General features: G+C 37.3%; 32 protein-coding genes. 30 read left to right on the top strand and 2 right to left on the bottom strand.

Annotated features, from left to right (window positions below; all coding sequences use genetic code 11):
- Positions 1–22 precede the first annotated feature (22 nt).
- The 16 genes from rplO (at position 23) to OEZ61_RS03990 (ending at position 10,372) form a co-directional block, all read left to right on the top strand.
- Positions 23–454: a 50S ribosomal protein L15 gene (rplO, locus tag OEZ61_RS04065; protein WP_034531523.1), complete on the top strand. Its 432-nt coding sequence runs from the start codon at positions 23–25 to the stop codon at positions 452–454.
- Positions 455–1,771, top strand: coding sequence for a preprotein translocase subunit SecY (secY, locus tag OEZ61_RS04060; RefSeq protein ID WP_034531525.1), 1,317 nt, complete (start codon positions 455–457; stop codon positions 1,769–1,771). It abuts the gene before it with no gap.
- Positions 1,772–1,801: 30 nt separating this feature from the next.
- On the top strand, positions 1,802–2,455 hold the full coding sequence (locus tag OEZ61_RS04055) for an adenylate kinase (RefSeq protein ID WP_290047011.1): 654 nt from the start codon (positions 1,802–1,804) through the stop codon (positions 2,453–2,455).
- A gap of 156 nt (positions 2,456–2,611) precedes the next feature.
- Positions 2,612–2,830, top strand: a complete 219-nt coding sequence (gene infA, locus OEZ61_RS04050) for a translation initiation factor IF-1 (protein WP_034531529.1) — start codon at positions 2,612–2,614, stop codon at positions 2,828–2,830.
- A gap of 33 nt (positions 2,831–2,863) precedes the next feature.
- Entirely contained in the window at positions 2,864–2,980 is a 117-nt protein-coding gene (gene rpmJ / locus OEZ61_RS04045; RefSeq protein WP_034531530.1) for a 50S ribosomal protein L36, read from the top strand.
- A gap of 27 nt (positions 2,981–3,007) precedes the next feature.
- The gene (gene rpsM, locus OEZ61_RS04040; RefSeq protein ID WP_034531532.1) at positions 3,008–3,373 is read left to right on the top strand and encodes a 30S ribosomal protein S13; all 366 of its coding nucleotides are present in this window, start codon (positions 3,008–3,010) and stop codon (positions 3,371–3,373) included.
- Between the two features lie 23 nt (positions 3,374–3,396).
- On the top strand, positions 3,397–3,786 hold the full coding sequence (gene rpsK, locus OEZ61_RS04035; RefSeq protein WP_034531534.1) for a 30S ribosomal protein S11: 390 nt from the start codon (positions 3,397–3,399) through the stop codon (positions 3,784–3,786).
- 73 nt (positions 3,787–3,859) lie between these two features.
- Entirely contained in the window at positions 3,860–4,810 is a 951-nt protein-coding gene (locus tag OEZ61_RS04030) for a DNA-directed RNA polymerase subunit alpha (RefSeq protein ID WP_034531535.1), read from the top strand.
- A 21-nt stretch (positions 4,811–4,831) separates the two neighbouring features.
- A complete protein-coding gene (gene rplQ, locus OEZ61_RS04025; RefSeq protein WP_034531537.1) occupies positions 4,832–5,215 on the top strand; it encodes a 50S ribosomal protein L17 in 384 nt (127 codons plus the stop codon).
- Positions 5,216–5,391: 176 nt separating this feature from the next.
- Positions 5,392–6,219: an energy-coupling factor transporter ATPase gene (locus OEZ61_RS04020; RefSeq protein WP_198177947.1), complete on the top strand. Its 828-nt coding sequence runs from the start codon at positions 5,392–5,394 to the stop codon at positions 6,217–6,219.
- On the top strand, positions 6,189–7,064 hold the full coding sequence (locus tag OEZ61_RS04015) for an energy-coupling factor transporter ATPase (RefSeq protein WP_057198192.1): 876 nt from the start codon (positions 6,189–6,191) through the stop codon (positions 7,062–7,064). Before OEZ61_RS04020 ends, OEZ61_RS04015 begins: the two co-directional genes overlap by 31 nt.
- Positions 7,057–7,851: an energy-coupling factor transporter transmembrane component T gene (locus OEZ61_RS04010; protein WP_290046998.1), complete on the top strand. Its 795-nt coding sequence runs from the start codon at positions 7,057–7,059 to the stop codon at positions 7,849–7,851. The genes OEZ61_RS04015 and OEZ61_RS04010 overlap by 8 nt, the downstream gene beginning before the upstream one ends.
- A gap of 9 nt (positions 7,852–7,860) precedes the next feature.
- Positions 7,861–8,661 (top strand): tRNA pseudouridine(38-40) synthase TruA, encoded by an 801-nt coding sequence (gene truA / locus OEZ61_RS04005; RefSeq protein ID WP_057198187.1) that lies wholly within the window; start codon positions 7,861–7,863, stop codon positions 8,659–8,661.
- Between the two features lie 121 nt (positions 8,662–8,782).
- Positions 8,783–9,226 (top strand): 50S ribosomal protein L13, encoded by a 444-nt coding sequence (rplM, locus tag OEZ61_RS04000; RefSeq protein ID WP_034531544.1) that lies wholly within the window; start codon positions 8,783–8,785, stop codon positions 9,224–9,226.
- A gap of 13 nt (positions 9,227–9,239) precedes the next feature.
- Complete coding sequence (gene rpsI / locus OEZ61_RS03995; protein WP_034531546.1) at positions 9,240–9,632, top strand: 30S ribosomal protein S9; 393 nt, start codon at positions 9,240–9,242, stop codon at positions 9,630–9,632.
- A gap of 140 nt (positions 9,633–9,772) precedes the next feature.
- Positions 9,773–10,372: an ECF transporter S component gene (locus OEZ61_RS03990; RefSeq protein WP_057198185.1), complete on the top strand. Its 600-nt coding sequence runs from the start codon at positions 9,773–9,775 to the stop codon at positions 10,370–10,372.
- A gap of 19 nt (positions 10,373–10,391) precedes the next feature.
- Here the strand turns inward: OEZ61_RS03990 and OEZ61_RS03985 are convergent, their stop codons facing one another.
- Positions 10,392–10,670, bottom strand: a complete 279-nt coding sequence (locus OEZ61_RS03985; protein ID WP_081034738.1) for a hypothetical protein — start codon at positions 10,668–10,670, stop codon at positions 10,392–10,394.
- Positions 10,671–10,809: 139 nt separating this feature from the next.
- Between OEZ61_RS03985 and OEZ61_RS03980 the strand changes: the two genes are divergently transcribed.
- The 14 genes from OEZ61_RS03980 to OEZ61_RS03915 all read left to right on the top strand — a co-directional run bounded on the left by OEZ61_RS03980 (position 10,810) and on the right by OEZ61_RS03915 (position 26,443).
- Positions 10,810–11,478: a glycoside hydrolase family 73 protein gene (locus OEZ61_RS03980; protein ID WP_051592211.1), complete on the top strand. Its 669-nt coding sequence runs from the start codon at positions 10,810–10,812 to the stop codon at positions 11,476–11,478.
- Entirely contained in the window at positions 11,459–12,034 is a 576-nt protein-coding gene (locus OEZ61_RS03975; protein WP_053796770.1) for a xanthine phosphoribosyltransferase, read from the top strand. Before OEZ61_RS03980 ends, OEZ61_RS03975 begins: the two co-directional genes overlap by 20 nt.
- Before the next feature lie 106 nt (positions 12,035–12,140).
- The gene (gene pcrA / locus OEZ61_RS03970; RefSeq protein ID WP_290046994.1) at positions 12,141–14,402 is read left to right on the top strand and encodes a DNA helicase PcrA; all 2,262 of its coding nucleotides are present in this window, start codon (positions 12,141–12,143) and stop codon (positions 14,400–14,402) included.
- An 11-nt stretch (positions 14,403–14,413) separates the two neighbouring features.
- Positions 14,414–16,432: an NAD-dependent DNA ligase LigA gene (gene ligA, locus OEZ61_RS03965; protein WP_198177936.1), complete on the top strand. Its 2,019-nt coding sequence runs from the start codon at positions 14,414–14,416 to the stop codon at positions 16,430–16,432.
- Between the two features lie 18 nt (positions 16,433–16,450).
- The gene (locus OEZ61_RS03960) at positions 16,451–17,551 is read left to right on the top strand and encodes a CamS family sex pheromone protein (RefSeq protein ID WP_080695537.1); all 1,101 of its coding nucleotides are present in this window, start codon (positions 16,451–16,453) and stop codon (positions 17,549–17,551) included.
- Between the two features lie 62 nt (positions 17,552–17,613).
- On the top strand, positions 17,614–17,919 hold the full coding sequence (gene gatC / locus OEZ61_RS03955; protein ID WP_034531556.1) for an Asp-tRNA(Asn)/Glu-tRNA(Gln) amidotransferase subunit GatC: 306 nt from the start codon (positions 17,614–17,616) through the stop codon (positions 17,917–17,919).
- Positions 17,920–17,924: 5 nt separating this feature from the next.
- Complete coding sequence (gatA, locus tag OEZ61_RS03950) at positions 17,925–19,385, top strand: Asp-tRNA(Asn)/Glu-tRNA(Gln) amidotransferase subunit GatA (RefSeq protein ID WP_290046989.1); 1,461 nt, start codon at positions 17,925–17,927, stop codon at positions 19,383–19,385.
- A complete protein-coding gene (gene gatB / locus OEZ61_RS03945; RefSeq protein WP_290046988.1) occupies positions 19,385–20,806 on the top strand; it encodes an Asp-tRNA(Asn)/Glu-tRNA(Gln) amidotransferase subunit GatB in 1,422 nt (473 codons plus the stop codon). The genes gatA and gatB overlap by 1 nt, the downstream gene beginning before the upstream one ends.
- Before the next feature lie 19 nt (positions 20,807–20,825).
- The gene (locus tag OEZ61_RS03940; RefSeq protein ID WP_053792865.1) at positions 20,826–21,806 is read left to right on the top strand and encodes a diacylglycerol kinase; all 981 of its coding nucleotides are present in this window, start codon (positions 20,826–20,828) and stop codon (positions 21,804–21,806) included.
- A gap of 84 nt (positions 21,807–21,890) precedes the next feature.
- Complete coding sequence (gene rlmD / locus OEZ61_RS03935) at positions 21,891–23,258, top strand: 23S rRNA (uracil(1939)-C(5))-methyltransferase RlmD (RefSeq protein WP_290046987.1); 1,368 nt, start codon at positions 21,891–21,893, stop codon at positions 23,256–23,258.
- A 121-nt stretch (positions 23,259–23,379) separates the two neighbouring features.
- Positions 23,380–24,255, top strand: a complete 876-nt coding sequence (locus OEZ61_RS03930; RefSeq protein WP_290046985.1) for a restriction endonuclease — start codon at positions 23,380–23,382, stop codon at positions 24,253–24,255.
- A 119-nt stretch (positions 24,256–24,374) separates the two neighbouring features.
- Positions 24,375–25,040, top strand: coding sequence for a type 1 glutamine amidotransferase (locus tag OEZ61_RS03925; protein WP_290046984.1), 666 nt, complete (start codon positions 24,375–24,377; stop codon positions 25,038–25,040).
- A gap of 77 nt (positions 25,041–25,117) precedes the next feature.
- Positions 25,118–25,477, top strand: coding sequence for a VOC family protein (locus OEZ61_RS03920; RefSeq protein WP_057198168.1), 360 nt, complete (start codon positions 25,118–25,120; stop codon positions 25,475–25,477).
- Between the two features lie 48 nt (positions 25,478–25,525).
- On the top strand, positions 25,526–26,443 hold the full coding sequence (locus OEZ61_RS03915; RefSeq protein ID WP_290046983.1) for a WYL domain-containing protein: 918 nt from the start codon (positions 25,526–25,528) through the stop codon (positions 26,441–26,443).
- A 38-nt stretch (positions 26,444–26,481) separates the two neighbouring features.
- On the opposite strand, the gene OEZ61_RS08165 is transcribed toward OEZ61_RS03915, so the two are convergent.
- Entirely contained in the window at positions 26,482–26,574 is a 93-nt protein-coding gene (locus OEZ61_RS08165) for an IS3 family transposase (protein ID WP_080719905.1), read from the bottom strand.
- Positions 26,575–26,578 lie beyond the last annotated feature (4 nt).

Here is a 26,578-nt window from a genome sequence, read left to right as displayed (position 1 = left end):
ATAACAAGGAGGTGCACTTCAAATGAAATTACATGAATTAAAAGCTGCCGAAGGTTCACGTTCATCAAGACAACGTCTAGGTCGTGGATTAGGAAGTAAAGGTAAGACTTCTGGTCGTGGACAAAAGGGTCAAAAGGCTCGTAGTAAGACACGTGTTGGATTCGAAGGGGGCCAAATGCCTTTCTACCGTAGAATTCCTAAGCGTGGTTTCACTAACATTAACCGTAAGGAATACGCTATCGTTAACTTATCTACTTTAGATCAATTTGACGACGGTGTTGAAGTTACACCAGAAACTTTAATGGAAGCTGGTATCGTTAAGAGTGCCAAGGATGGAATTAAGATTCTAGGTAACGGTGAACTTAACAAGAAGCTAACTGTTAAGGCTAACAAATTTTCTGATGCTGCTAAATCAGCCATCGAAAATGCTGGCGGTAAGATCGAGGTGATCTAGATGCTATCAGCCTTGAAAAACGCTTTTAAGGTAAAAGATATTAGAAATAAAATCATGTTTACTTTGGGAGTATTGATTGTTTTTAGATTAGGTGCTTATATTACAGTTCCTGGTATAAATGCTAAAGCACTCCAAAGCGTTGCTTCATCTGGCTTGGTTAGCATTTTAAACACCTTTAGTGGTGGTGGATTAACTAACTATTCACTATTTGCTATGGGTGTTTCACCATATATTACTGCGCAAATCATCGTTCAACTATTACAAATGGACATCGTTCCTCGTTTTGTTGAATGGAGCAAACAAGGTGACGTGGGTAGACGTAAGTTGAACCAAGTTACCAGAATACTTACAGTATTTCTTGCTTTCGTGCAGTCTATTGGAATTACAGCCGGATTTAACACTTTAAGCAGTTTGAACCTTGTTCAAAATCCTGGTCCTGCTACTTATTTGAGTATCGGTTTAATTTTAACCGGTGGTTCAATGTTAACAACTTGGATGGGTGACATGATTACTGATCGTGGTATCGGTCAAGGTGTTTCAATGATCATCTTCGCCGGTATTATCGCAAGAATTCCTACAGGAGTTCAACAATTATATAAGGAATACATCGTTGGAGATACTTCTTCACAATTATGGCCTTCTATTTTATTCTTAGCAGCGCTATTCGTTGTAATTCTAATAATTGTTACTTTTGTTACCTGGTTCCAACAAGCTGAACGTAGGATTCCAATTCAATATACTAGAAGAGAAACAGGCGCGGGTGACAATAGTTACCTACCTTTAAAGGTTAACGTTGCCGGTGTTATTCCTGTTATCTTCGCCAGTTCGTTTATCTCAACACCACAAGCAATCTTGCTTTTCTTTGCAGGTAAACATTCTGGTGATGGTTGGTACCAAGTATTGAGTAACGTATTTAATATGCAAACTCTTTCAGGTGCTACCTTATACACTGTATTAATTGTTGTCTTTACATTCTTTTACGCTTTTGTTCAAGTTAACCCTGAAAAACTTTCAGAAAACTTGCAAAAACAAGGAAGCTATATTCCAGGTGTTTGGCCAGGAAATGGAACTCAAACTTACGTATCAAAAGTCTTAATGAGACTTAGCGTAGTTGGAGCCCTATTCCTAGGAATTGTTGCTTTAATTCCTTTAATTGCACAAAACGTTTGGAGCTTAGACGAATCCATCGGTTTAGGTGGTACTAGTTTACTAATTGTTGTTGGTGTTGCCATCGAAACAATTAGACAAATTCGTGGTTTAATGATGAAACAAGAATATGTTGGATTCATTCAATCACCTCGTCCAAATGATTTATAAAAGTGTGAATGGAGGTAATTAAATATGTCAATGAACTTAATCTTAATGGGGCTTCCTGGAGCTGGTAAAGGTACACAAGCTGAATCCATTATTGAAAATTATGGTATTCCACATATCTCTACTGGAGATATCTTTCGTGCCGCTATAAAAGACCAAACTGAAATGGGATTAAAGGCAAAACAATATATTGACAAAGGGAACTTGGTTCCTGATGATGTAACATGTGGAATTGTTAAAGATCGTCTTGCACAAGACGATACTAAAAAAGGATATATGTTAGACGGTTTTCCTAGAACTATCGAACAAGCAAATGCTTTACAAGAAATTTGTGAAGAGCTTGATCGTCCATTGGATGCTGTTATAAATATTGACGTTGACCCTAAAGTTCTTGTTGATCGACTTTCTGGTAGATTTATTTGTAAGAACTGTGGTGCCACTTACCACAAGCTATACAAAATGCCAAAAGTTGAAAATACTTGTGATATTTGTGGTGGCCATGAATTTTATCAACGTAGTGATGACAAGCCTGAAACAGTTAAGAATCGTTTAGATGTAAACATCAAGATGAATACACCATTAATTGATTTTTACAAAAAACGTGATTTATTATTCACTGTTGATGGTGGTCAAGATATTGATGATGTTACTAAAGACATTGACAAAATACTTAAGCAATTCAAGTAATTGCTTCTGCGGCTAGCATTTGTTGCTGGAAGTATGTTTGTGTGATAAACTAACCCATATGTATTTGCGATTAGCTACATGGCGGTCTTTGTCGATAATATCTTGGCATTTGGCTACCTTTATGTAGTAATCGTATTTTTCGAGGAGGAAAATTCTTTGTCTAAAGATAATGTTATTGAAATTGAAGGTAAGGTTAGCGAAACCTTACCAAATGCTATGTTTCGTGTTGAACTAGAAAATGGTCACGAAATTTTAGCTCACGTTTCCGGTAAAATCAGAATGCATTACATTCGTATTTTACCTGGTGATCGTGTCACAGTTGAAATGTCACCATATGATTTAAGCAAGGGACGTATTACTTACCGTTATAAGTAAGGATACTGTCTTGAAGTATAGGAGGGTTATATAATGAAGGTTCGTCCATCAGTAAAACCAATGTGTGAAAATTGTAAAGTAATTAAGAGAAAAGGCCGTGTTATGGTCATTTGCTCAAATCCAAAACATAAACAAAGACAAGGTAAGTAATTTTATATAAACAGGAGGTGTGTTTGAATGGCTCGTATCGCCGGAATTGATTTACCACGTGATAAGCGTATCGTTATTGGTCTAACTAGCATCTTTGGAATCGGTCAAAGCAGAGCTGCTGAAATCCTTTCAAAGGCTGGCGTTTCAGAAGATGTTCGTGTTCGTGATCTAACTCCAGACCAAGAAGATAAAATCCGTGAAGTTGTTGACAATTACAAAATTGAAGGTGACTTACGTCGTGAAGTAAGAATGAATATCAAGAAGCTTCAAGAAATTGGTTCTTACCGTGGAATGCGTCACCGTCGTGGTTTACCTGTTAGAGGTCAACACACAAAGAACAACGCCCGTACTCGTAAGGGTAAAAAAGTAACTATTGCTGGTAAGAAAAAATAATAAATAAAGGAGGTTAGTAAATCATGGTTCAAAAGAAAGGTTCTCGTAAGCGTAGAGTAAAGAAGAACATCGAATCTGGTGTTGCTCACATTCACTCTACTTTTAATAACACATTAGTTATGATTACCGACATGCAAGGTAATGCAATTGCTTGGTCATCTGCTGGTGCTTTAGGATTCCGTGGAAGTCGTAAATCAACTCCATTTGCTGCCCAAATGGCTTCAGAAGCCGCTGCTAAGACAGCTATGGAACATGGTATGAAGACTGTTGAAGTTGCTGTTAAAGGTCCTGGTTCAGGTCGTGAATCAGCTATCCGTGCACTTCAATCAACTGGTTTAGAAGTTGCTGCTATTCGTGATGTTACTCCAGTTCCACATAATGGATCTCGTCCTCCAAAGCGTCGTAGAGTTTAATTTATTCTCATCTCTGTATGATGGACTAATTAATATTTAACTCAGAGCGTTTTGAAAGGGGTAGAAGATAAGAATGATTGAATTTGAAAAACCTAATATTCATAAGATTGATGAAACTGATAATTATGGAGAAGTTGTTGTTGAACCACTAGAACGTGGATACGGAACAACTCTTGGAAACTCGTTGCGTAGAATTTTACTTTCATCTTTACCTGGTGCAGCCGTAACTAGCATTCAAATTGATGATGTTTTACATGAATTTTCTACAGTACCTGGTGTTGTAGAAGACGTAACTCAAATTATTTTAAATGTTAAGAAGATTTCATTGAAGTTGGATGCCGAAGATGGCGAAGACAAAGAAATGGAAATCAATGTTACAGGTCCAGCTCAAGTAACTGCTGGAGACATTCAGGCTGATGGTGATGTAACTGTCTTAAATCCAGACTTACACATCGCTACAGTTGCTGAAGGTTCTACATTCCACATGAGAATGACTGCAAACAAGGGTCGCGGATATGTTTCTGCTGATGAGAATAAGGCTCGTAATGATGGAATGCCAATCGGTGTCTTACCAGTTGATTCCATTTATACCCCAATCGAACGTGTTAATTATCAAGTTGAAAACGCACGTGTTGGTCAAAGATCTGACTTTGATAAGCTAACTCTTGACGTTTGGACTGATGGTTCCATCACTCCTAGTGAAGCAATTAGTTTAGCAGCCAAGATTCTAAACGACCATCTTGCTATGTTTGTTGATCTTACCGATGAAGCCAAGAACACTGAAGTTATGGTTGAAAAGGAAGAAACACACAAAGAAAAGATGCTTGAAATGACAATTGAAGAATTGGACTTATCAGTTCGTTCATACAACTGTTTGAAGCGTGCAGGAATCAACACTGTTCAAGAATTAACCAACAAAAGCGAAGCAGACATGATGAAGGTTCGTAACTTAGGACGTAAGTCACTTGTTGAAGTAAAGAATAAGTTAGAAGCCCTTGGATTGTCATTGCGTAAAGAAGATTAGTATAAAGGAGGATATCCATTTATGAGTTACCGTAAATTACAACGTACTAGTGCACACCGTCGTTCATTACTACGTAACCTAACTACTGACTTGTTAGTAAACGGTGAAATTAAGACCACTGAAGCTCGTGCTAAAGAAGTACGCTCAACTGCTGAAAAGATGATTACTCTTGGTAAGCGTGGAGATCTTCATGCTCGTCGTCAAGCTGCAGCATTCCTACAAAACGTAGTTGCTGACGCTAAAGAAGATGGTGATGACGTAACTGTTACTACTGCATTACAAAAGCTATTTGATGAAATTGCTCCTAAGTATGCAGAACGTAATGGTGGTTACACTCGTATTCTAAAGACTATGCCTCGTCGTGGTGACGGTGCATCAATGGTTATTTTACAATTAGTTGATTAATTAATCGTAAACTTAATTAAATAGTAACAACAAATCACTAGGGCTATTGATATAAAGCGTTATGATGATGGGCAAGCCCCAAGTCTAGCTTGAATGGAGCTTTGCTTCGCATCAATAGCCTATTAGTGATTTTTTTATACATAATTTTAAACGGGGTGAATGAAGTGTCTAGTAAGATTATCAATGTATCAAACCTAAAATTTAAATATACTGATTCAACCAACTTTGCTGTAAATGATTTATCCTTTGATATTAATGAAGGTGAATGGGTATCCATTATCGGAAAAAACGGTAGTGGAAAATCAACACTAATTAGCTTACTAGATGGTTTATTAAAGGCCCAAAGTGGCAGTATCAAAGTTGATGGAATTGAATTAAACGAAGATACTGTTAATGACATAAGGGATAGAATTGGAATTGTTTTCCAAGATCCTAACAATCAATTTGTGGCATCAACAGTTCAAGACGATATCGCATTTGGTTTAGAAAACAGAAACATGCCACAAGACAAGATGAAGACTGCCGTCGAAAAGGCATTAACCGACGTTGATATGCTGGACTATTCTGAAAAGGACCCAACCAGATTATCAGGTGGACAAAAGCAACGTGTTGCCATTGCAGGGATTCTAGCCATGAATCCTAAGATTATTATCTTGGATGAGGCCACTAGCATGTTGGATCCAAAAGCAAAGTACTTAATAACAAATTTGATTAATGAGGTTAGAACAAAGTATAATTTAACTGTATTATCGATTTCACACGATATTAACGAAATCGAAAAATCAGATCGTACGATTCTAATTCGTGACGGTAAGATGGTACTAGATACCACTCCACAAAAGCTATTCACTGAATTAGACAATGTCGAGGAATATGGTTTGAAGCTACCTTTCTCAGAACAATTACGTTTGAGATTGAAGGAAGAGGGCTTTGATATTTCTGATGACTATTTGAATGACGAGGAGATTGTAGAATGGATAACGCAATATTATTCAAAAATGTAAGCCACGTATATCAAGAAAACACGCCATTAGAATTTCATGCTCTAGAAGATGTCTCATTGAAGATAAAGAGTGGTTCTTTTGTTTCAATTATTGGTAAGACTGGTAGTGGGAAATCGACATTGATTAAACACATTAATGCCTTATTAAAACCAACTAGTGGAAGTGTCACGATTGGCGATAAGGAAATCACAAGTCATACCAATAACAAGCATCTAAAACCACTTCGTCAAAAGATTGGAATGGTCTTCCAGTTTCCAGAACAACAATTGTTTGCGGAAACAGTGGAGGAAGACATTGCATTTGGTCCAAGTAATTTTGGTGTGACCGGAGACGAATTAAACGATACTGTGATGCATGCAGCTGAATTGGTTCATTTAGACCACGACCTATTGAAGAAGTCACCATTTGATTTATCGGGTGGTCAAAAGAGAAGGGTAGCAATCGCTGGAGTCCTAGCAATGAACCCAGAAATTCTTGTGTTGGATGAACCAACCGCTGGTTTAGATTTAGAGGGACAACAATACATTCTCGACTTAATTAGAAGACTTAATCGAGAAGAAAACATGACAATCGTTTTAGTCAGTCACCAAATGGATGACGTCGCTAAGTACTCTGATCGAGTAGTCGTGATGAGTGGCGGTAAGGTTGTAAAAAAATGTTATCCGGACGAACTATTCACTGATGTGGATTTCTTGAACAAGTATGATTTGCAAGTACCTGAGACTGTTAAGATTACCAAGGATTTGGCTGATAAAGGTGTAACACTAGATAAGTTATCTTTAGACGCGGACGAATTAATTAACGGCATCATTAATAAATTAAGGAATGAAGATAAGGATGAATAACTTTATATTTGGAAGATACCTTCCTGGTAACTCACTAATTCATAAAATGAATCCAGCCGCCAAGATGTTAATCGCATTTGCCTATATCATCATGGTTTTCTTTGCCAACAATTTAATTACATACGTCGTGATGGCAACCACTGTGTTGGTATTCGTCTTGTTATCAAAGTGTCCTTTTGGATACTTCATCAAGGGATTAATGCCAATGCTGTGGGTGATTATCTTCACAGTCATGATTCAGGTATTCTTTGGATCAGGTGGCCACGTTTACTTTTCATGGGGAATTGTTAAACTAACAAGTTATGGAATTTTAAACGCAGTCGTATTAACGATTCGTTTTATGCTAATTATTGCGATGTCGACTGTGTTGACACTAACAACATCACCACTTGAAATTTCACAAGGTATTAGTGCGCTATTAAAGCCACTAAATCGATTTAAATTCCCTGTTGAAACTTTCTCTTTGATGATTTCAATCTCATTGAGATTTGTGCCAACCTTAACGGATGAAACTAAATTAATCATGGATGCACAACGTTCTCGTGGTGTCGACTTCGGTGATGGGGGATTAATCAAACGTGTTAAGGCGTTTGTCCCATTATTGATACCTTTGTTTGTCAGTGCATTCAAGCATGCTGATGATTTAAGTATTGCGATGGAAGCAAGGGGATATCAAACTAACAAGGAACGTTCTCACTTCCATACATTTAAATGGAAACCAAATGATTTTGTATGCATGCTATTAATTTTAGTCATGGCGATAGTTATATTTATATATAGGAGTTAGATAATAGAAATGTCATATCGTTATAAAATCACGATGGCTTATGATGGGACCGATTTTTACGGTTTTCAACGTCAGCCAAAGAAAAGAACCATCGAAGGAATATTAACCAAGATTGTTAATAAGATGGCCAAAAATCCGGAGCCAGCAATTACCGTTTATGGATCCGGTAGAACAGACGCAGGGGTTCATGCATTAGGACAGGTCGCTCATTTTGACTTTCCATACGACCTGCCTGAAGAAAACATGCTAAAGGCATTGAACAGCATGCTACCTTTGGATGTTCAAATTAAAAAGGTAGAAAAAGTGCCAAGTGACTTTCATGCTAGATACGATGTATCAGGAAAGCGATACATGTATCGAATGGATATGGGTGAATTCCGTAATCCATTCAAACGCAGGTATACAGCTCAATGGAGATTCCCGGTTGATATCGACAAGATTAACATTGCGCTAAAAGACCTGATTGGTGAACATGACTTTACTAGTTTTGTTGCCTCAGGTTCATCAGCTAGAACCAATGTCAGAACCATCTACGAAGCAAAATGTCGAATTGATGAAAAAGAAAATGAATTGATATTCGAATTTTACGGTAATGGTTTCCTATATAACATGGTTAGAATCATGGTAGGGGTATTAGTTGAAATTGGTTCTGGTTCAAGGGATGTACATGATATTTTAAGACTATATGAAGTTAAGGATCGTACTGAAGCAAGAAGAACTGTTCCCGCTAGCGGACTGTACTTAAAACATGTATACTATGAGGGAGATGATCCTGCTCATCCTACAAAACTACCTCATCATCAAAGATGATTTTAGGTTGACTTTATAATTAAAAAATTGTAGTATAAAGCATGGTATTGTTTGCCCCACAATAAGCCCCGGAAACTTATATTGGTGTCGAACAAACACAGAAACATGGAGGAAGATTAAAGTGCGTACAACATATATGGCAAAACCAGGTGAAGTAGAACGCAAGTGGTACATCATTGACGCAACTGATATCAGTTTAGGTCGTCTATCAACTGTCGTTGCTTCTATTTTACGAGGAAAAAACAAGCCAACATTTACACCTCATGTAGATACTGGCGATAACGTTATTGTTATTAATGCTTCAAAAGTTGCATTAACAGGTCGTAAAGCTAGCGATAAGCTATACTCCCACCACACAGGTTATTTAGGTGGTCTAAAACAAAAAACTGCTGGTCAAATGTTAAATGATACTCCAGACAAGTTAGTTGAAACATCAGTTAAAGGTATGCTACCAAGTGGTACATTAGCTCACAAGCAATTACTACACTTACACGTATACGCTGATGCTAACCATGCTCACGAAGCACAAAACCCTGAAGTATTAGACATTAATAACCTAATTTAAGGAGGAAACTTAATTGGCTCAAGTACAATATCGCGGCACAGGCCGTCGTAAAGACTCAGTAGCCCGAGTAATTTTAGTACCCGGTACTGGTAAAGTTGTTATGAACAAAAAGGATATTGAAGATTACATTCCATTCCCTAACTTAAGAGCAGTGGTAATGCAACCATTCAATGTTACTGAAACATCAGGTAACTACGATGCTTTAATCAATGTTAACGGTGGTGGTTTCTCAGGACAAGCTGGTGCAGCTCGTCACGGAATCGCTCGTGCATTGCTAGAAGTAGATCCTGACTTCCGTGCTTCATTAAAGAGTGCCGGTTTATTAACTCGTGACGCTCGTATGAAAGAACGTAAGAAACCAGGTCTTAAGAAAGCTCGTAAAGCTGGTCAATTCTCAAAACGTTAAGATACACTTATCTTTCTGTTTTCAAAAGGACTTCCCGTGTGGAAGTTCTTTTTTTATACATAAGTGGACTTATTAATTAAAATAGTGTTTAATATTCAATGTCGTTTTATATGAAAGAAAAAAATCTCAAAGAGGAGATGATGATCATTAGAAATAAGGCTTACAAGATGAACATCTTATCCGTGTTTATCGCAATAATTATCATACAAACAAGTATTCCTGGATTGGGAAACATTCCAATTGGACCACTTAGCGTTACTATTATTCCAATTACAGTTGTACTAGCTGCGATTCTTCTTGGAACCAAAGATGGAGCAATTGTTGGTGGTATTTGGGGATTAATCACCTTTATCCGAGCATTCTGGTGGCCAACTAGTCCGTTAGCAATTTACGTATTTACTAACCCAATAGTTTCTATTCTACCTAGAATCTTGGTTGGATTAGTGGCAGGACTTATTTTTACGCATCTATACAAGCCTAACAAGCCATATCGTATGTACATGGCAATAACTGGATTTGTTAGTTCACTAGTTAACACAGTCGTGTTATTAGGCTTGGTCTATGTATTCTATCGTGGGGATGCATTTAACATTTATCACATTAACGTTGATCAACTACTACCATACTTATTATTTGTAGCTGCAACTAATGGTTTAATTGAAGCAATTCTATCAGCAGCATTGGTACCGGTAATAGGTTCACCATTATTAAGAATACGAAAAAAAAGCACCGATGACTAATGTCATCAGTGCTTTTTTATTATTTTTCTTCGTCTTCAGTGGCTTCACTATCTTTGTTTTTACCCTTGGAGTTGTGAGGTCCTTCTTTAACCATGGTGATATTCTTGTTGTTAATAACAATCTTTCCGTGATATTTGTCCTCTAATGCAGGATCGGTAGTTTGAAAACCAATCATGTATGAGTTGTTGTATCCTTTTTCAATGATTCCTTGGAATTTCTTCTTTTCTAGCATGAATGATACTTGATCACCAATATCAAAAGGTGATTTGTCATTGCTTGTTAATTTATCTTTTACCAAAAGCATACATCTCCTAACTTATACCTTAAAATTACAGAAAAATGAGTCATTTGTCAATTAAACAATATTTAAGTTAAAATTTGATTTTCTTTTTTTTAGTGAATAGTTTAGAATATTAAATAATATAAGGAGAGATTCTGTGAGTAAAAGAAGATATCGAAAAAGAAGAAAGAAGAAAACATCTAACTTTGGATGTCTTATTTTTATTTTAATCGTTGGAGTGCTGTTATTCGCAGGCGGGATGAAGATATTTGATCGCATTTACACGTATGATTCATATACACAACAGAATGTGTTAAAGAAGCATCGTAAGTTTATCAATGCCTTATTACCGGCCGCAAATGATGTGCAAAGACGTTACAACATCCTAGTTAGTATCAGTCTGGCCCAAGCAATCCTTGAGTCAAACTGGGGAACTAGTCAATTATCTAGTCAATATAATAACTTATACGGTGTTAAAGCGTCTGGAAACCAGCCATCGGTGAATCTTTCTACCCAAGAGTTCGTAAACGGCCAATTTATCACCATCACAGGTCGTTTTAGAGTATATAACAGTTGGTCCGAGTCAGTCGAAAGCCACGCGTTATTGCTCGTAAATGGGACTGATTGGAACCCAAATCAGTATAAGGATGTAATTGATTCAGATAATTACGTTGCTGCTGCTAAGGGGCTACAAGTTGACGGATATGCGACTGATCCAACTTATCGCAATAAGATTATTGAGATCATCCGTAAATACAAGCTATATCAATATGATAAACAAACTACCACTACAGGAGGAACATCAAATGAAACTACTGGAAGATAAGATTAAAGAAGTCGGACGTGTATTACCTGGGGATGTATTAAAAGTTGATGCATTTCTAAACCATCAGGTTGATCCTAAATTGATGGCTGAAATGGGTAAGGAATTTGCCAGACTATTTAAGGACGACAACATTACTAGAATCGTAACTGTTGAATCTTCTGGAATTGCTCCTGCAGTAATGGCTGGATTGTACATGGATGTACCAGTTGTCTTTGCTAGAAAACACAAAAGTTTAACACTAACAGATGACGTATATACTAGTGAGGTATATTCATACACTAAACAAACCAGCAACCAAATTAGTATCGATAAAAGATTTATTCAACCAAATGACCGTTTACTAATCATTGATGATTTCTTAGCCAATGGCCAAGCCGTTCAAGGATTATTGGATGTAGCTAAGCAAGCTAATGTATCAGTTAATGGAATTGGTATCGTAATTGAAAAGTCATACCAAAAGGGCCACGAGTTGATTGAAAAGACAGGGATTCATCTAGAGTCTCTTGCGAAAATTAAATCACTAGATAACGACAAAGTCACTTTTGTAGAAGATTAAAAAGCGTCGGCATAATTTGCCGACTTTTTTATTTGGTGCTAAATGAAAATATGCCCAGCTATGATATAATTAAGCTATATATAAATTTGAGAGGATTGTGTTTTTTGTGCCAGTAAACGATTTAATTTCAGGAATGAATGATAAACAAAAAGAAGCAGTATTATGTACCGAAGGTCCTCTATTGATAATGGCCGGTGCAGGTAGTGGTAAGACCCGTGTCTTAACCCATCGCATTGCTTACTTAATCGAAGAAAAAAACGTATTGCCATGGAATATCCTAGCAATTACTTTTACCAATAAAGCAGCTCGTGAAATGAAAGAACGTGTTTCTAACCTACTAGATTACGGTGGAAACGACGTTTGGATTTCTACTTTCCATGCTCTATGTGTCAGAATTTTAAGAAGACACATTGATAAGATTGGTTTTAACCGTGCATTTACCATTGCCGGTAGTAGTGAACAAAGAACCTTGGTAAAGAGAATTCTAAAGGATTTTGATATTGATCCTAAGAAGAACGACCCAAGAGCAATTCTTTCAGCTATTTCAAACGCTAAAAATGATTTATTAGATCCAATTCAATACAGTGAATCAATCGACCACAACAGTCCATTTGAAGAAACTGTATCTAAGGTTTATGACGAATACCAAAAACGTCTTCACGGAAACCAAGCATTGGACTTTGATGATTTAATCATGTTAACCATCCAATTGTTTGAATCCGACAAGGAAACATTGGAATACTACCAAAACAAATTCCAATACATTCACGTCGATGAATACCAAGATACCAACGAAGCTCAATACAAACTAGTTACTATGCTTGCTAAGAAGTACAGAAACATCTGTGTTGTTGGGGATTCTGATCAAAGTATCTACGGTTGGCGTGGTGCCAACATGAACAACATCTTGAACTTCCAAGATGACTACAACGATGCCCACACAACATTACTTGAACAAAACTACCGTTCAACTAAGAACATCTTAAGTGCTGCTAACGACGTTATTCAAAACAACGTTGCTAGAAAGGCCAAAAACCTTTGGACTGAAAACAAAGAAGGGGACAAGGTTTCATACTACCGTGGCCAAAGCGAAATTGATGAAGCACGTTTCGCAGTTACCCAAATTCAAAAGATTATGGATGAAAAGCATTACTCATACAATGATTTTGCTATCCTATACCGTACCAACGCTCAATCACGTATCATTGAAGAAACACTTCTAAAATCGAACATTCCATACAACATTGTTGGTGGACACAAGTTCTACGACCGAAAGGAAATCCAAGACATCTTGGCTTACCTAACACTAGTCGCTAACCCAAGTGATTCAATGAGTTTAGAACGTATCATCAATGAACCTAAACGTGGAATTGGTGCATCAAGTGTTGATAAACTAAGAATTTTCGCCGGTGAAAACGGTTGGTCAATGCTAGAAGCTGCCAAGAACGTTGATTTAAACAACACACTTTCAAGTCGTGCTAGAAATTCAATTGCTGACTTTGCCAACGTGATGACTAAGATTCAAAAGGTTGCCAAAGAAGGTAGCGTAACAGATGTTGCCCAACACGTATTGGATGACACTGGTTACCTAGCAGAACTAAAGAAGACCAACTCACTTGAAAACAAGGCTCGCATTGAAAACATTGAAGAATTTATTTCAGTAACTCAACAATTCGATACCAACAGAAGCGAAGAAGACAACGAAGATGGTAATGAACCACTAACTGACTTCTTAGCAGATCTTGCCTTAGTTTCCGCACAAGACGACGTTGAAGAAAATTCTCCACAAGTTACCCTAATGACACTTCATGCTGCCAAGGGTCTAGAATTCCCAGTTGTATTCTTAATGGGAATGGAAGAAGGAATCTTCCCACTAGGTCGTTCAATGGAAAATGAAAAGGAACTAGAAGAAGAACGTCGTTTAGCGTACGTAGGAATTACCCGTGCACAAGAAAAATTATTCTTAACTAACGCGTTCTCAAGAATGTTATATGGTCGTCGTCAAACTAATCCTGAATCTCGTTTTGTAAATGAAATTTCACCAGAATTGATTGAATCAGAAAACAACTTTGCACAAAGCAGTACTGTAAAGACACCATTTGATTCAAACAGAAACCAACGTAATGCGCGTTTTGCACAACAACGTGCCTACAAACAACCAGCTAAGAAGGTTCAAAAACCCGAAGGAACTGGTGCTGACAAAAAGGCATGGACCGTTGGTGACAAGGTTGAACACAAGGCCTGGGGAACAGGTACTGTTGTGAAAGTTAACGGTACTGGCGAAGATATGGAGCTAGATATTGCCTTCCCAGACAAGGGATTAAAGAGACTATTAGCTGCATTCGCACCAATTCAAAAAGTTCAATAGAGGTGAGCTAATTGACTGATCAAAGTAACGATATTCAAACTGAATACAATAAATTAAAAGACCAACTAAAGACTTGGAGTCGTCAATACTATCAAGAAGATAGTCCAAGCGTAGAAGATCATGTCTACGATATGAGCTACCGCCGACTTCAAGAAATCGAGGCTAGCCATCCTGATTTAATTGCTAGTGATTCACCAACTCAAAACGTTGGGGGACAAACTTTACCTGGTTTCAACAAGGTAAATCATGAAATTCCAATGCTTTCTTTAGGGGATGTCTTCTCTGAAGAAGAACTAAAGGACTTCATCGATCGCTTGGATAAGAACTATCCAGAAATCAACGAGTATAACTGTGAATTAAAAATTGATGGTTTAGCAATTTCACTTCGCTATGAAAACGGGATTTTAGTTCAAGGTTCAACTCGTGGAAATGGAACAATTGGTGAAGATATCACCAACAACCTGAAAACGATTGAATCAATTCCACAAAAGTTAACTCGTCCAATCGATATTGAGGTGCGTGGTGAATGCTACATGCCTAAGTCATCTTTTGTGAAACTAAATGAACAACGTGAAAAAGATGGTGAATCAGTTTTTGCCAACCCACGTAACGCGGCAGCCGGAAGTCTAAGACAATTAGATTCAAAGGTTACCGCACATCGTAAACTAAGTACCTTCATGTACAACGTTGCAAATTACGATGACCTAGAAACTAATACCCAAGCTGGATTATTGGAAGAACTTAAGGACTTAGGTTTCACCATTAATCCCACATACCGTGTGATTAAGAACATGGACGATGTCCATGACTACATCGAATATTACACACAACGTCGTGATGAACTAAGCTATGGTATCGATGGAATTGTTATTAAGGAAAACGACTTATCCTTACAAGAACAAATCGGAACCACTGTGAAGGTGCCAAAGTGGGCGATTGCTTACAAGTTCCCACCCGAAGAAGTTGAAACTAAGCTATTAGATATCGAATGGACCGTTGGTAGAACCGGTGTGGTTACACCAACTGCCATCATGAACGAAGTTCAACTAGCCGGTACCAAGGTTTCCAAGGCATCATTGCACAACCCAGACTATTTAGAAGAAAAGGGTGTTCGCATTGGTGACACTGTTAAGTTGCACAAAGCGGGCGATATCATTCCAGAAATTTCTGAATATATCCCAAGCAAACGTCCAGCTGACAGTGTGGAATATGTCATTCCAACAACTTGTCCATCATGTGGTGACAAACTAGTTCATTTGGATGATGAAGTTGCTTTGAGATGCATTAATCCAAAGTGTCCAGCTCAATTGAGTGAACAAATTAATCACTTTGCATCCAGAAATGCGATGAACATTGATGGATTGGGTCCAAGAATTGTCCAACAACTATTTGATCGTCACATGTTAGATGATGCGGCTAGTTTGTACAAATTAACTCAAGAAGAACTTGAAACCCTAGATAAGTTTGGTAGCAAGTCCGCAACTAACTTATTGTCTGCAATTGATAATAGCCGTAGTAATTCCGTTGAAAGATTACTATTTGGTCTAGGAATCAGACACGTCGGTGCTAAGGCCGCTAGAATTATCTCTGAACACTTTGGTGACATGGATAAGCTAATGGCTGCCAGTGCAGAAGAAATTGCTGAGATTAACGGAATGGGTCAAACAATCGCTGATAGCATTGTGACTTACTTCGAAAATCCGGAAGCACAAAAACTAATTGATGAATTCAAATCAGTTGGTGTTAATATGCAATATCTAGGAGCTACTCAAGCCGATATTGATACTTCTGATTCACCAGTTGCTGGAAAGACAATGGTCTTAACTGGAAAACTTTCAGAATGGACACGTCCAAAGGCTAGTGAATGGTTAGAAAACCATGGAGCTAAAGTTACCGGAAGCGTTTCTAAGAAGACTGATGTTTTAATCGCCGGTGAAGATGCCGGAAGTAAGTTAACAAAGGCCCAAAGCCTCGGCGTAGATGTATGGACCGAACAAGATTTTATTGCTGTAGTTAATGAAACTAAGTGATTTGTGGAGGAAAGCAAATTGAAAAAATTAAACGTTTTATTTGTAGCACTACTAAGTGCATTAGTGTTAGCAGCTTGTGGAAGCAACGATGACAGTAGCAGTTCATCTGGTACTCAAGTTATTTCCCAAACTAATAGCAATTATTATCAAGGTGTAATTAAGAATGGTCACTACTTAACAAGTAAATCCAGAGGGGTTTCTGTTCAACAAAATGACAACCAATTGAACCTAAAAGGGTTTGAAAACGGATTACTAAGTATCTCAAAGGATCAATTCCCAACAGATACATACATCCTACAAGAAGGCCAATACATCGACACTAGTACTGCCGAAGATTGGTTAGGTCGTAAGAGTAAGAACAATCCTGATGGTTTAAACCCAGCAGGTAGTGATACTAAGGAACCACTTTACTTACAACAAATGGACGAACAAGATTTCATGGAACAAAGTCATGGCTCTCTAAAGATTAAGGGAATGACCGTTGGTCTTGGAATTAACTCCGTTTACTACTATCGTAAGGAAGCTTATGGGGCCGTTTACCAAAAGAAATTAAGCGATAGTGATATTGAAAAACAAGGTAAGGAAATTGCCGATAAAGTACTACAACGCTTAAGAAAACAAAAAGATCTAAAGAACATTCCAATCGTGATTGCTTTATACAAACAAGCATCTAACGATAGTCTAGTCGGTGGTAACTTCTACTCATACTCAGTTAATAAGGCCGGATCAACCAGTGTTGATAACTGGAAATCACTAGATATTAAGAACTATGTCCTACCAGATAGTTCAACTAGTGAAGTTAACAGTAATGACGAAGATGCTTTTGAAAACTTCAAGAACCAAGTACAAAAGTTCTTCCCTAACCTAAGTGGTGTTACTGCTCAAGCTCATTACGTTGATGGAAGCTTACGTGGTCTACACGTTAACATTACCACTCAATTCTATGGTCAAAGTGAAATCATTAGTTTCACTCAATACGTCGCTTCTACAGCTAAGAAGTACTTACCAAACAACATTCCAATTGATATCCAAGTTAGTTCTTCAGAAGGAATTCAAAGTTTCTTATCAAGAAAAACTGGATCAAAGAATTTCTATACTCACGTTTTTACCAGTTACTAATGTGAATGTGTTAAAATACTGATAGCAGTATTATCAATATATATAAGAAAGAGGGAACAACGATGTCTGAAAAAATTAGTAAAGAGACAGTAAGTCACGTTGCATCATTGGCTAAGCTAGAATTAACCGATGAACAACTACCATACTTTACTGACCAATTAGGTAGTATCATGGGAATTTTTGATTCCTTAAATGATGTAGATACTAGCAATGTCGAACCAACATTTAGTGTTACAGATCAAATTAACGTTATGAGAGAAGATGTTGCTGATAATTGGGGACAAAGGGATGCATTACTAGATAACGCACCAGATGTTTCCGACGGATTAATTAGAACACCTACAATCATTGATGAAAGCGGGGACTAGTGAAGATGGACTATTTAGGAAAAGATATTTTTAGCATTCACGAAAGCCTAGTTAATGGCGATATTACCGCCGAAGAATTAACAAGACAAACAATTGAAAATGCTAAGAAGAACGATGAAGATATTAACGCTTTCGTCGTTTTCGATGAAGAAAATGCAATTAAGCAAGCCCAAGAAATTGATAAGACCGGAATTGACCCAGATAACGTATTATCAGGTATTCCAGTTGCTATGAAAGATAACATGTTAACCAAGGGTGTATTAACATCTGCAGGTTCAAAGATGCTATCAAACTTCAAACCAATCATTGATGGTACAGCCGTTGCTAAGATGAAAGAAGCAGGCACTATCAACATTGGTAAGACCAACATGGATGAATTCGCCATGGGTGGTTCAACTGAAACTTCATTCCATGGTAAGACTAAGAACCCATGGAACTTAGACAAAGTACCTGGTGGATCATCAGGTGGTGCCGCTGCTGCAGTTGCTGCAGGGGATGTCTTAGTATCACTAGGTTCAGATACCGGTGGTTCAATCAGACAACCAGCATCATTTAACGGTATCGTTGGTATGAAACCAACATACGGTCGTGTATCTAGATGGGGATTAATTGCATTCGCATCAAGTTTAGACCAAATTGGTCCATTGACTAGAACTGTTAAGGACAACGCCGTAGTTCTAAATGCCATTGCCGGTAAAGATGAACATGATATGACAAGTTCAAACAAGGAAGTTCCTGACTTTACTGCAAACATCGATAAGGGTGTTAAGGGTATGAAGATTGCTTTACCTAAGGAATACTTAGGTGAAGGTGTCGACAAGGATGTTCAAGACGCTATTTTAGCCGCTGCTGACAAGTACCGTGAATTAGGTGCAACTGTTGAAGAAGTATCTCTTCCAAACAGTAAGTACGGTGTAGCAGCTTACTACATCATTGCTCCTTCAGAAGCATCATCAAACTTACAACGTTTCGATGGAATTCGTTACGGTTACAGAGCAGAAGATGCTAAGAACCTAGAAGAACTATACGTTAAGAGTCGTTCACAAGGTTTTGGAGATGAAGTTAAGCGTCGTATCATGGTTGGTACTTACTCACTATCAGCTGGTTTCTTTGATGCTTACTTCAAGAAGGCCGCTGAAGTTCGTACTTTAATCATTGACGACTTCAAGAAGGTTTTCCAAGATTACGATGTGATCTTAACTCCAACAGCTCCTACTCCAGCTTACAGCTTGAAGGATGAAAAAGACCCAATCACTATGTACATGAATGATATTCTAACCATTCCTGTTAACATGGCAGGTCTACCAGGAATGTCAGTTCCTGCAGGTTTCTCAGACGGACTACCAATTGGTATGCAATTAATCGGTAAGCCATTTGATGAATCAACTCTATACCAAGCTGCTTACGCTTTCGAACAAAACACTGATTTCCATAAGCAAGATCCAAAGATGGGGGGAGCACAATAATGAACTTTGAAACTACAATTGGACTAGAAGTCCACGTTGAATTAAAGACTAACTCTAAGATTTTCAGTCCATCTCCCGTACAATACGGGGTTGACCCTAACTTAAACACCAACGTAATTGATTGGGGATACCCAGGGGTATTACCATCAACCAACAAAGGTGTTGTTAAATCAGGTATTATGGCTGCTTTAGCACTACACGCTGAAGTTGAAAAACACCCTCACTTTGATCGTAAGAACTACTTCTACCCAGATAATCCAAAGGCTTACCAAATCACACAAAAGGATACTCCTGATGCGCATGATGGTTGGATTGAAATCGAAGTAGACGGTAAGAAGAAGAAAATCGGTATCGAAGAAATGCACATTGAAGAAGATGCCGGTAAGAATACCCACGGAAACAAGTTCTCTTACGTTGACTTGAACCGTCAAGGTACTCCACTTATCGAAATTGTTTCAAAACCAGATATAGCTTCACCTGATGAAGCATATGCTTACCTTGAAGCTTTACGTGAAAGAATCCTATTTACAGGAATTTCTGACGTTAAGATGGAAGAAGGTTCAATGCGCGTGGACGTTAACGTTTCAATTCGCCCATACGGTCAAAAAGAATTCGGTACTAAGGTCGAATTAAAGAACTTGAACTCATTTAACTACGTAAGAAAAGGTCTTGCATACGAAGAAAAACGTCAACAACGTGTAATCATGGCTGGTGGCGAAATTCAACAAGAAACTAGACGTTTCGATGAAACAACTGGTAAGACTGTCCTAATGCGTGTTAAGGAAGGTGCGGATGATTACAGATACTTCCCAGAACCTGACCTACCAGCACTAGACATCACAGATGCATGGATCAACGAAATTAACGATTCAATGCCTGAAATGCCAGCTAGTCGTCGTCAACGTTACGTTAACGACTTTGGTTTGAAGGACTACGATGCAATGGTTCTTACTCAAACTAAGGAAATGGCCGACTTCTTCGACGCCATGATTAAATTAGGTGCAGATCCTAAGATGGCATCTAACTACCTACAAGTTAACGTTAACGCTTACTTGAATGATGAACAAAAAGATCTATCTGAAACTGAAATTACACCAGAAAACTTAGCTACAATGATTAAGCTAATTGAAGATGGTACTATTTCATCTAAGATGGCTAAGAAAGTCTTCAAGGGTATTACTGAAGGTAAAGAACCTAAGAAGTTTGTTGAAGAAAACGGAATGGTTCAATTATCAGACCCAGCACAATTACAACCAATTATTGACGAAGTTCTATCAAACAACCCACAATCTGTGGAAGACTTCCATAACGGTAAAGACCGTGCTATTGGTTTCTTAGTTGGTCAAATTATGAAACAAACTCGTGGTAAAGCTAACCCACAAGTTGTTAACAAGTTATTAATGGCATCCATTAATAAATAAAGTTTAGGAGAATTTGGAAATGCAAAAAAGGGCACGTGTAATATACAATCCAACATCTGGCCGTGAGGCTTTGAAACGCAACTTGATTGATATTCTCGCTGTTTTCGAAGAAGCTGGTTATGAAACTAGTGCATACGCAACCACTCCTAAACCTAACTCAGCACGCGATGAAGCCAAGAGAGCATCTTTAGATGGCTTTGACTTGATTGTTGCTGCTGGTGGGGATGGAACTATTAACGAAGTCGTTAATGGGATTGCACCACTAGAAAAGCGTCCTAAGCTAGCAATTATTCCAGCTGGGACTACCAATGACTTTGCCCGTGCATTGCATATTCCAAGAGAAGATCCAGTTGAGGCGGCCAAAGTTGTTTTGAAAGGCCAAACTTTCAACATGGACATTGGTAAAGCTGGAGAAAAATACTTCATGAATATTGCTGGTGGTGGTTTGTTAACCGAATTAACCTACGATGTTCCTTCAGATTTAAAGACTATTTTTGGTTACTTGGCTTACCTAGTTCGTGGAGCTGAATTGCTTCCAAGAATTAAGCCAATCGAAATGGATCTTGAATATGATGGTGGGGAGTTCAAAGGTAAAGCTTCAATGTTTTTACTTGCTATGACTAACTCAATCGGTGGTTTGGAACAAATCGTTCCAGACGCCAAGTTAGATGATGGTAAGTTTACAATGATTATTGTTAAGACCAGTAACATCGTTGAAATTGTTCAACTACTTGCGAAAGTCTTAAGTGGTGGGCGCCATATCAATGACCCTCGAATCATTTACAAGAAGACCAGCAAGTTAGTTGCTAATCCTGTTCAAGACAAGATGCAAATTAACTTGGATGGTGAATATGGTGGCGACGCACCAATGACGTTTATTGACTTAAAGCAACACATTGAAATGTTTGCTAATGTCGATGAAATGCCAAAGAAGTCTATCAGTTTTGATGCTGAAAAGGTGGAAAAAGAATTCGTCGACAAAGTAGATAAATTATCATAGTGGAATTTAAAAACGAAAAGTTTTGTTGTATGATTATTTTAGAAGATTACAACAAAACTTTTTTGTTTAGAAAAAGGGGTAAATATGAAATTTAAAGCACCAGTTACAAAGAACGAAGAATATGAAGTTGATATTGTCGACTTAACTTACCAAGGCTTGGGAGTAGCCAAGATTGAGGATTATCCTTTGTTTATTGAAGACACTCTTCCAGGCGAAAAAGCTTTGATTAAGGTAATCAAAGTTAACCAAAACTTTGGTTTCGCTAAGTTAGAAAAATTACTAACTAAGTCACCAGATCGTGTAGAAAACATCGACAGAAACTACACTCGTACAGGAATCGCTCCATTACAACATCTAAAATACGATGCACAATTGGAATTTAAACAACACCAAATCCAAGAACTTTTCGATAAGTCAAAGATGGATGTTGAAGTATTGCCAACTATTGGGATGGATAACCCAACTCATTACAGAAACAAGGCCCAAATTCCAGTTCGTTCAATTAATGGAAAGCTACAAACTGGTTTCTTCCGTAAGCATTCACACGACTTAGTAACCATTGAAGATTTCTACATCCAAGATCCTGAAATCGACAAGGCAATCGTTGTCGTTAGAGACATCCTACGTAAGTATCACATCGAACCATACAATGAAACTAAGCACAGTGGTGTGATTAGAAACATCATGGTTAGAAGAGGTCACTACACTAACGAAATGATGATTGGTTTGATTACTCGTACCAAGAAGATTCCAATGGTTGATATCATCGTTCGTGAAATCAAGGAAGCCTTACCAGAAGTAACAAGTATCATGCAAAACATCAACTTGTCAGATGGTAACGGTTTGTTAGGTAAGAGTACTGTTTGCCTAGATGGTAAGAAGTACATCGAAGACAAGTTACTTGGTTTGAAGTTCGCTATTTCATTGAACTCATTCTACCAAGTTAACCCAGAACAAACTGAAAAGCTTTACTCTCTAGCAATCGAAAAAGCGCAACTAGATGGTACTCAAACAGTAATCGATGCTTACTGTGGTATCGGTACTATTTCACTAGCCGTTGCTGAACATGCTAAGAAGGTTTACGGTGTGGAAATCGTTAAGGAAGCTATCGAAGATGCTAAGATTAACGCGCAAAAGAACCACATCAACAACACTACTTTCGTAACAGGTAGTGCTGAAGACCAAATGGAAAAATGGCAAGCACAAGGATTGAAACCAGATGTTATCATGGTTGATCCTCCACGTAAGGGACTTGCATCATCATTCATCGACAGTGCTGCTCAAGTAGCACCTAAGAAGATTGTTTATGTATCATGTAACCCATCAACATTAGTACGTGATGCTCGTCGTTTAGCTGAATACGGTTATGAAATTACTCAACCAGTTCAACCGGTTGACCAATTCCCACAAACTGTTCACGTTGAATCAGTGACTGTATTTGAAAAGAGATAGATAAAGGAAAAGACACCCTGTGAGAGGGTGTCTTTTTTCATTTGTCATCAGCTTACATTGTTAACAATCAATCTACGATTTATAATTAAAGTAATAACTAAAAACATGGAGGCATTTTATTATGTCTAAAAATAAACACGACATTGAAGAAGAAAAGGCTATGATAGAAGCCATAAAAGTTATGCAGACCCTTGGCGGCAAAATGACCAGAAAAGAAATCAGAAGCGAAATTAGAGATAATTCTGATGTATTTTCTGAAGATGAGGTTGATGAGGTAAAGGTTTCAAAAAAATCTGGCGCTAAATACCATCCTTTCCAATACCTATTTAATCATGCAGTTAAGAAACTAATAAAGTCAGGTTATTTTGTAACCGAAGATAATAGAGTTTTAGAATTATCTGAAAGTGGAAGAACTGTTAACCTAAATAATTTTTCCAGAAGCAGGGATGTATTACCTTTTTTGATTGATAACAAGAAATCGAAGGTTAAGGCTGATGAAATTATAGATGATATTGATGATGATACAGTTGATAATGAACCTTGGAGAGATCAATTATTGAATGCATTATCAAGTATGAGTCCACAAAAGTTTGAGCTATTTAGTCGAGGGCTATTAAAGCAAATGGGAGTCGATATCGATGATGAAATTGGCATCCAATATGTTGCTGATGGCGGTTTAGATGGTTTTGGGTATATTACATCTAACGATTTCAGAACCACACGAGTGGCACTACAATCTAAAAGATGGGAAAGCAAAGTTTCAACACCTGAAATTGATAAGTTTAGAGGTGCCATGGATAAATATAATGCGGAATTCGGTATTTTCATTACCACATCAGACTTTACAAGAGAAGCAATTAAAGTTGCTAGACAAGGAACAAGAGTGATTACTTTAATTAATGGTGATAAGATTTGTGACCTTGTTGCTAAATACCAATATTATGTCCAACCAGTCACTACATATAAGCTTGGTAGCTTTTACACCGACAAAGGCTAACCTAAAAAATGAACCCCTTCAGGTGTCTTTTTTTGCACTCCCAACAATTTAGGTATATATTACTTTCTATTAAAAAATATCAAACATAAAAAATTAAATATAAAAGTAGGCGAAAAATTATGCGTATTAATATTATTCAACATACTCCAAATGAACGACCAGGTTCGATTTTGGATTGGGCACATGACAGGGGACACGATGTCTACATTTACCATCCTTACCAATTTGGGATTCTACCAAAGGTAGATGAAACAGATATGCTAGTTATCATGGGTGGTCCAATGAGTGTTAACGATGATATTGATTGGATTGAGTTCGAACGCGATATTATTAGAGAACTTGCTGAAAAAGATGTTCCAATCTACGGTGCCTGTTTTGGTGCGCAACAAATTGCCAAAACATTTGGTGCCAAGATTACCACTTCAACAGCCAAGGAAGTAGGTTGGGCACCTGTATACTTAAGATCCGAACGCATTCCTGGAATTTATAACAAGCTTACTGCAATGCATTGGCATGGTGAAATGTTTGAAATTCCAAAGAACGGTGAATTATTATTCTCCAGTGACTTGGTAGAAAACCAAGGATTCATCATTGGTGATAGAATTGTTGGTTTACAATTCCATTTTGAATTAGGGACTGACGAAGTCAGAGAAATTGTTACCAATGATAATAAGTACGTCGAAGGATCAGCTTTGAATCAAACAAATGAAGATATCTTAGCTAGACCAGTACCAAAAGAAAATAAACAAGTGATGTATGCAATTTTAGATTACATTACAAAATAAAAATTATAATATGAAGTAGTATGTCATATTAAACCTCTAAAATTAATTTTGAAATTATAGAAAGAGGTATTGTTAATATGGCAAACCCAATTACTTTTATTGAAATTACTTCAAACAATTCAAAAGAAATGGTAGATTTTTATCAAAATGTTTTTGGATGGAATGTTTATCCACCTGCTGGTGAGATGGAATATCGAGTAATGGACCCTAAAAGTCCTAACCATATGCTAGCGGCAATTGCAGATCCATACTCAAAAGATAAAGAAGAATGGGTCGCTTTATACATTGGTGTTGAAAGTGTTAGTGACACTATTGATGAAGTTTTGAAGAATGGTGGTAGTATCGTTGTACCTAAATTCACAACTGACACTGGTTTTACTCAGGCACTAGTAAAAGATAATAAGGGACATGTTTTAGGAATCCAAGAACAACAATAGCAAAAAGGAGATGGGATTCCATCTCCTTTTTTATTAGGAGGAGCTAGTTTGCAACAAACTGAAAGAATCATCAAAATCTGGTTATATATTTATATGCATCGTCAATTCACCACGAATGAGTTGTCCAAACACTTTGATGTTTCCACTAGGACGATTTTTCGGGACCTAGAGATGCTTTCATCTTTAAGTGTGCCCATTTATGCCGAAAAAGGGAAAAATGGCGGATATCGCGTTTTAGATAGTATAAAACTTCCACCGATTTCTTCCTCATCAGATGAAGCAAAAGCAATACTATTCTCCTTGCAAATGTTAAATAAAGTAATTGAGACACCTTTTTCTACAACTTCAGAACAAATTCAATTAAAAATCAAAGACTGGTTTGAAAAATACGATGTTGAAGAAGACATGGGGGTTAAATTTATCTATCCGAATCGTGGATTAAAGGTAAAAAATATAAAACAAATATATGATTATGTTGGCAAAAAAATGTTAATCATGGTTAGTTATAAAAACGAAGAAAGAAAGCTAATACCGATTGGTCTATACGCATGGAATGGATATTGGTATATGGTAGGATATGATATCAATGATGGGACATATCCAAATGTTAGAGTTGATCAGATTACGGTTTTAAATGAATATCCTGGATATAAAATACCGACCGGTATCATGTCATTTAATGAGTGGTATCAAAAAGGATTAGATGATGATGAATGGATAAAGATAAAAATAATCGTTAATAAAAGGAATAAAGACGATATTACTAATCATTGGTTATACAATGGTATATATTCTAAATATGACAACGGAAAACTAATGTTAAAGGCATCATTTCCAAAAAGGCATACAAAGTATGTTATTTCTGATATTTTGCGTCTAGGAGTAAATGCAAAAGTTATATCGCCAAGTAGCATTGTTGAAAATGTCAAAAGCGAAATTAAAAAGATGAATCATTTATATAAATAAAAAAGCATTTGACCTGAACCCCTAAAATTGGAAGATGGTTATGCTATTTTCTGGGAGGAATTGATCCGGTATTCAACCGGTGACATTCCTCCCAGTTTTTGTTTTATACGATAATTGTTGTAATAAGATATATAT

It is taken from the genome of Apilactobacillus sp. EABW-1NA (assembly GCF_030398685.1).
In the GTDB taxonomy this organism is placed as follows: Bacteria; Bacillota; Bacilli; order Lactobacillales; family Lactobacillaceae; genus Apilactobacillus; species Apilactobacillus waqarii.
This window is presented reverse-complemented; position numbering and strand designations above follow the sequence as displayed.

What these genes read in the sequence shown, in the direction of transcription:
- rplO (WP_034531523.1), top strand. Translation starts at nt 23, where the DNA reads ATGAAATTACATGAATTAAAAGCTGCCGAAGGTTCACGTTCATCAAGA.
- secY (WP_034531525.1), top strand. Translation starts at nt 455, where the DNA reads ATGCTATCAGCCTTGAAAAACGCTTTTAAGGTAAAAGATATTAGAAAT.
- OEZ61_RS04055 (WP_290047011.1), top strand. Translation starts at nt 1,802, where the DNA reads ATGAACTTAATCTTAATGGGGCTTCCTGGAGCTGGTAAAGGTACACAA.
- rpmJ (WP_034531530.1), top strand. Translation starts at nt 2,864, where the DNA reads ATGAAGGTTCGTCCATCAGTAAAACCAATGTGTGAAAATTGTAAAGTA.
- rpsM (WP_034531532.1), top strand. Translation starts at nt 3,008, where the DNA reads ATGGCTCGTATCGCCGGAATTGATTTACCACGTGATAAGCGTATCGTT.
- rpsK (WP_034531534.1), top strand. Translation starts at nt 3,397, where the DNA reads ATGGTTCAAAAGAAAGGTTCTCGTAAGCGTAGAGTAAAGAAGAACATC.
- OEZ61_RS04030 (WP_034531535.1), top strand. Translation starts at nt 3,860, where the DNA reads ATGATTGAATTTGAAAAACCTAATATTCATAAGATTGATGAAACTGAT.
- rplQ (WP_034531537.1), top strand. Translation starts at nt 4,832, where the DNA reads ATGAGTTACCGTAAATTACAACGTACTAGTGCACACCGTCGTTCATTA.
- OEZ61_RS04015 (WP_057198192.1), top strand. Translation starts at nt 6,189, where the DNA reads ATGGATAACGCAATATTATTCAAAAATGTAAGCCACGTATATCAAGAA.
- OEZ61_RS04010 (WP_290046998.1), top strand. Translation starts at nt 7,057, where the DNA reads ATGAATAACTTTATATTTGGAAGATACCTTCCTGGTAACTCACTAATT.
- truA (WP_057198187.1), top strand. Translation starts at nt 7,861, where the DNA reads ATGTCATATCGTTATAAAATCACGATGGCTTATGATGGGACCGATTTT.
- OEZ61_RS03990 (WP_057198185.1), top strand. Translation starts at nt 9,773, where the DNA reads ATGATCATTAGAAATAAGGCTTACAAGATGAACATCTTATCCGTGTTT.
- OEZ61_RS03975 (WP_053796770.1), top strand. Translation starts at nt 11,459, where the DNA reads ATGAAACTACTGGAAGATAAGATTAAAGAAGTCGGACGTGTATTACCT.
- gatC (WP_034531556.1), top strand. Translation starts at nt 17,614, where the DNA reads ATGTCTGAAAAAATTAGTAAAGAGACAGTAAGTCACGTTGCATCATTG.
- gatA (WP_290046989.1), top strand. Translation starts at nt 17,925, where the DNA reads ATGGACTATTTAGGAAAAGATATTTTTAGCATTCACGAAAGCCTAGTT.
- gatB (WP_290046988.1), top strand. Translation starts at nt 19,385, where the DNA reads ATGAACTTTGAAACTACAATTGGACTAGAAGTCCACGTTGAATTAAAG.
- OEZ61_RS03940 (WP_053792865.1), top strand. Translation starts at nt 20,826, where the DNA reads ATGCAAAAAAGGGCACGTGTAATATACAATCCAACATCTGGCCGTGAG.
- rlmD (WP_290046987.1), top strand. Translation starts at nt 21,891, where the DNA reads ATGAAATTTAAAGCACCAGTTACAAAGAACGAAGAATATGAAGTTGAT.
- OEZ61_RS03930 (WP_290046985.1), top strand. Translation starts at nt 23,380, where the DNA reads ATGTCTAAAAATAAACACGACATTGAAGAAGAAAAGGCTATGATAGAA.
- OEZ61_RS03925 (WP_290046984.1), top strand. Translation starts at nt 24,375, where the DNA reads ATGCGTATTAATATTATTCAACATACTCCAAATGAACGACCAGGTTCG.
- OEZ61_RS03920 (WP_057198168.1), top strand. Translation starts at nt 25,118, where the DNA reads ATGGCAAACCCAATTACTTTTATTGAAATTACTTCAAACAATTCAAAA.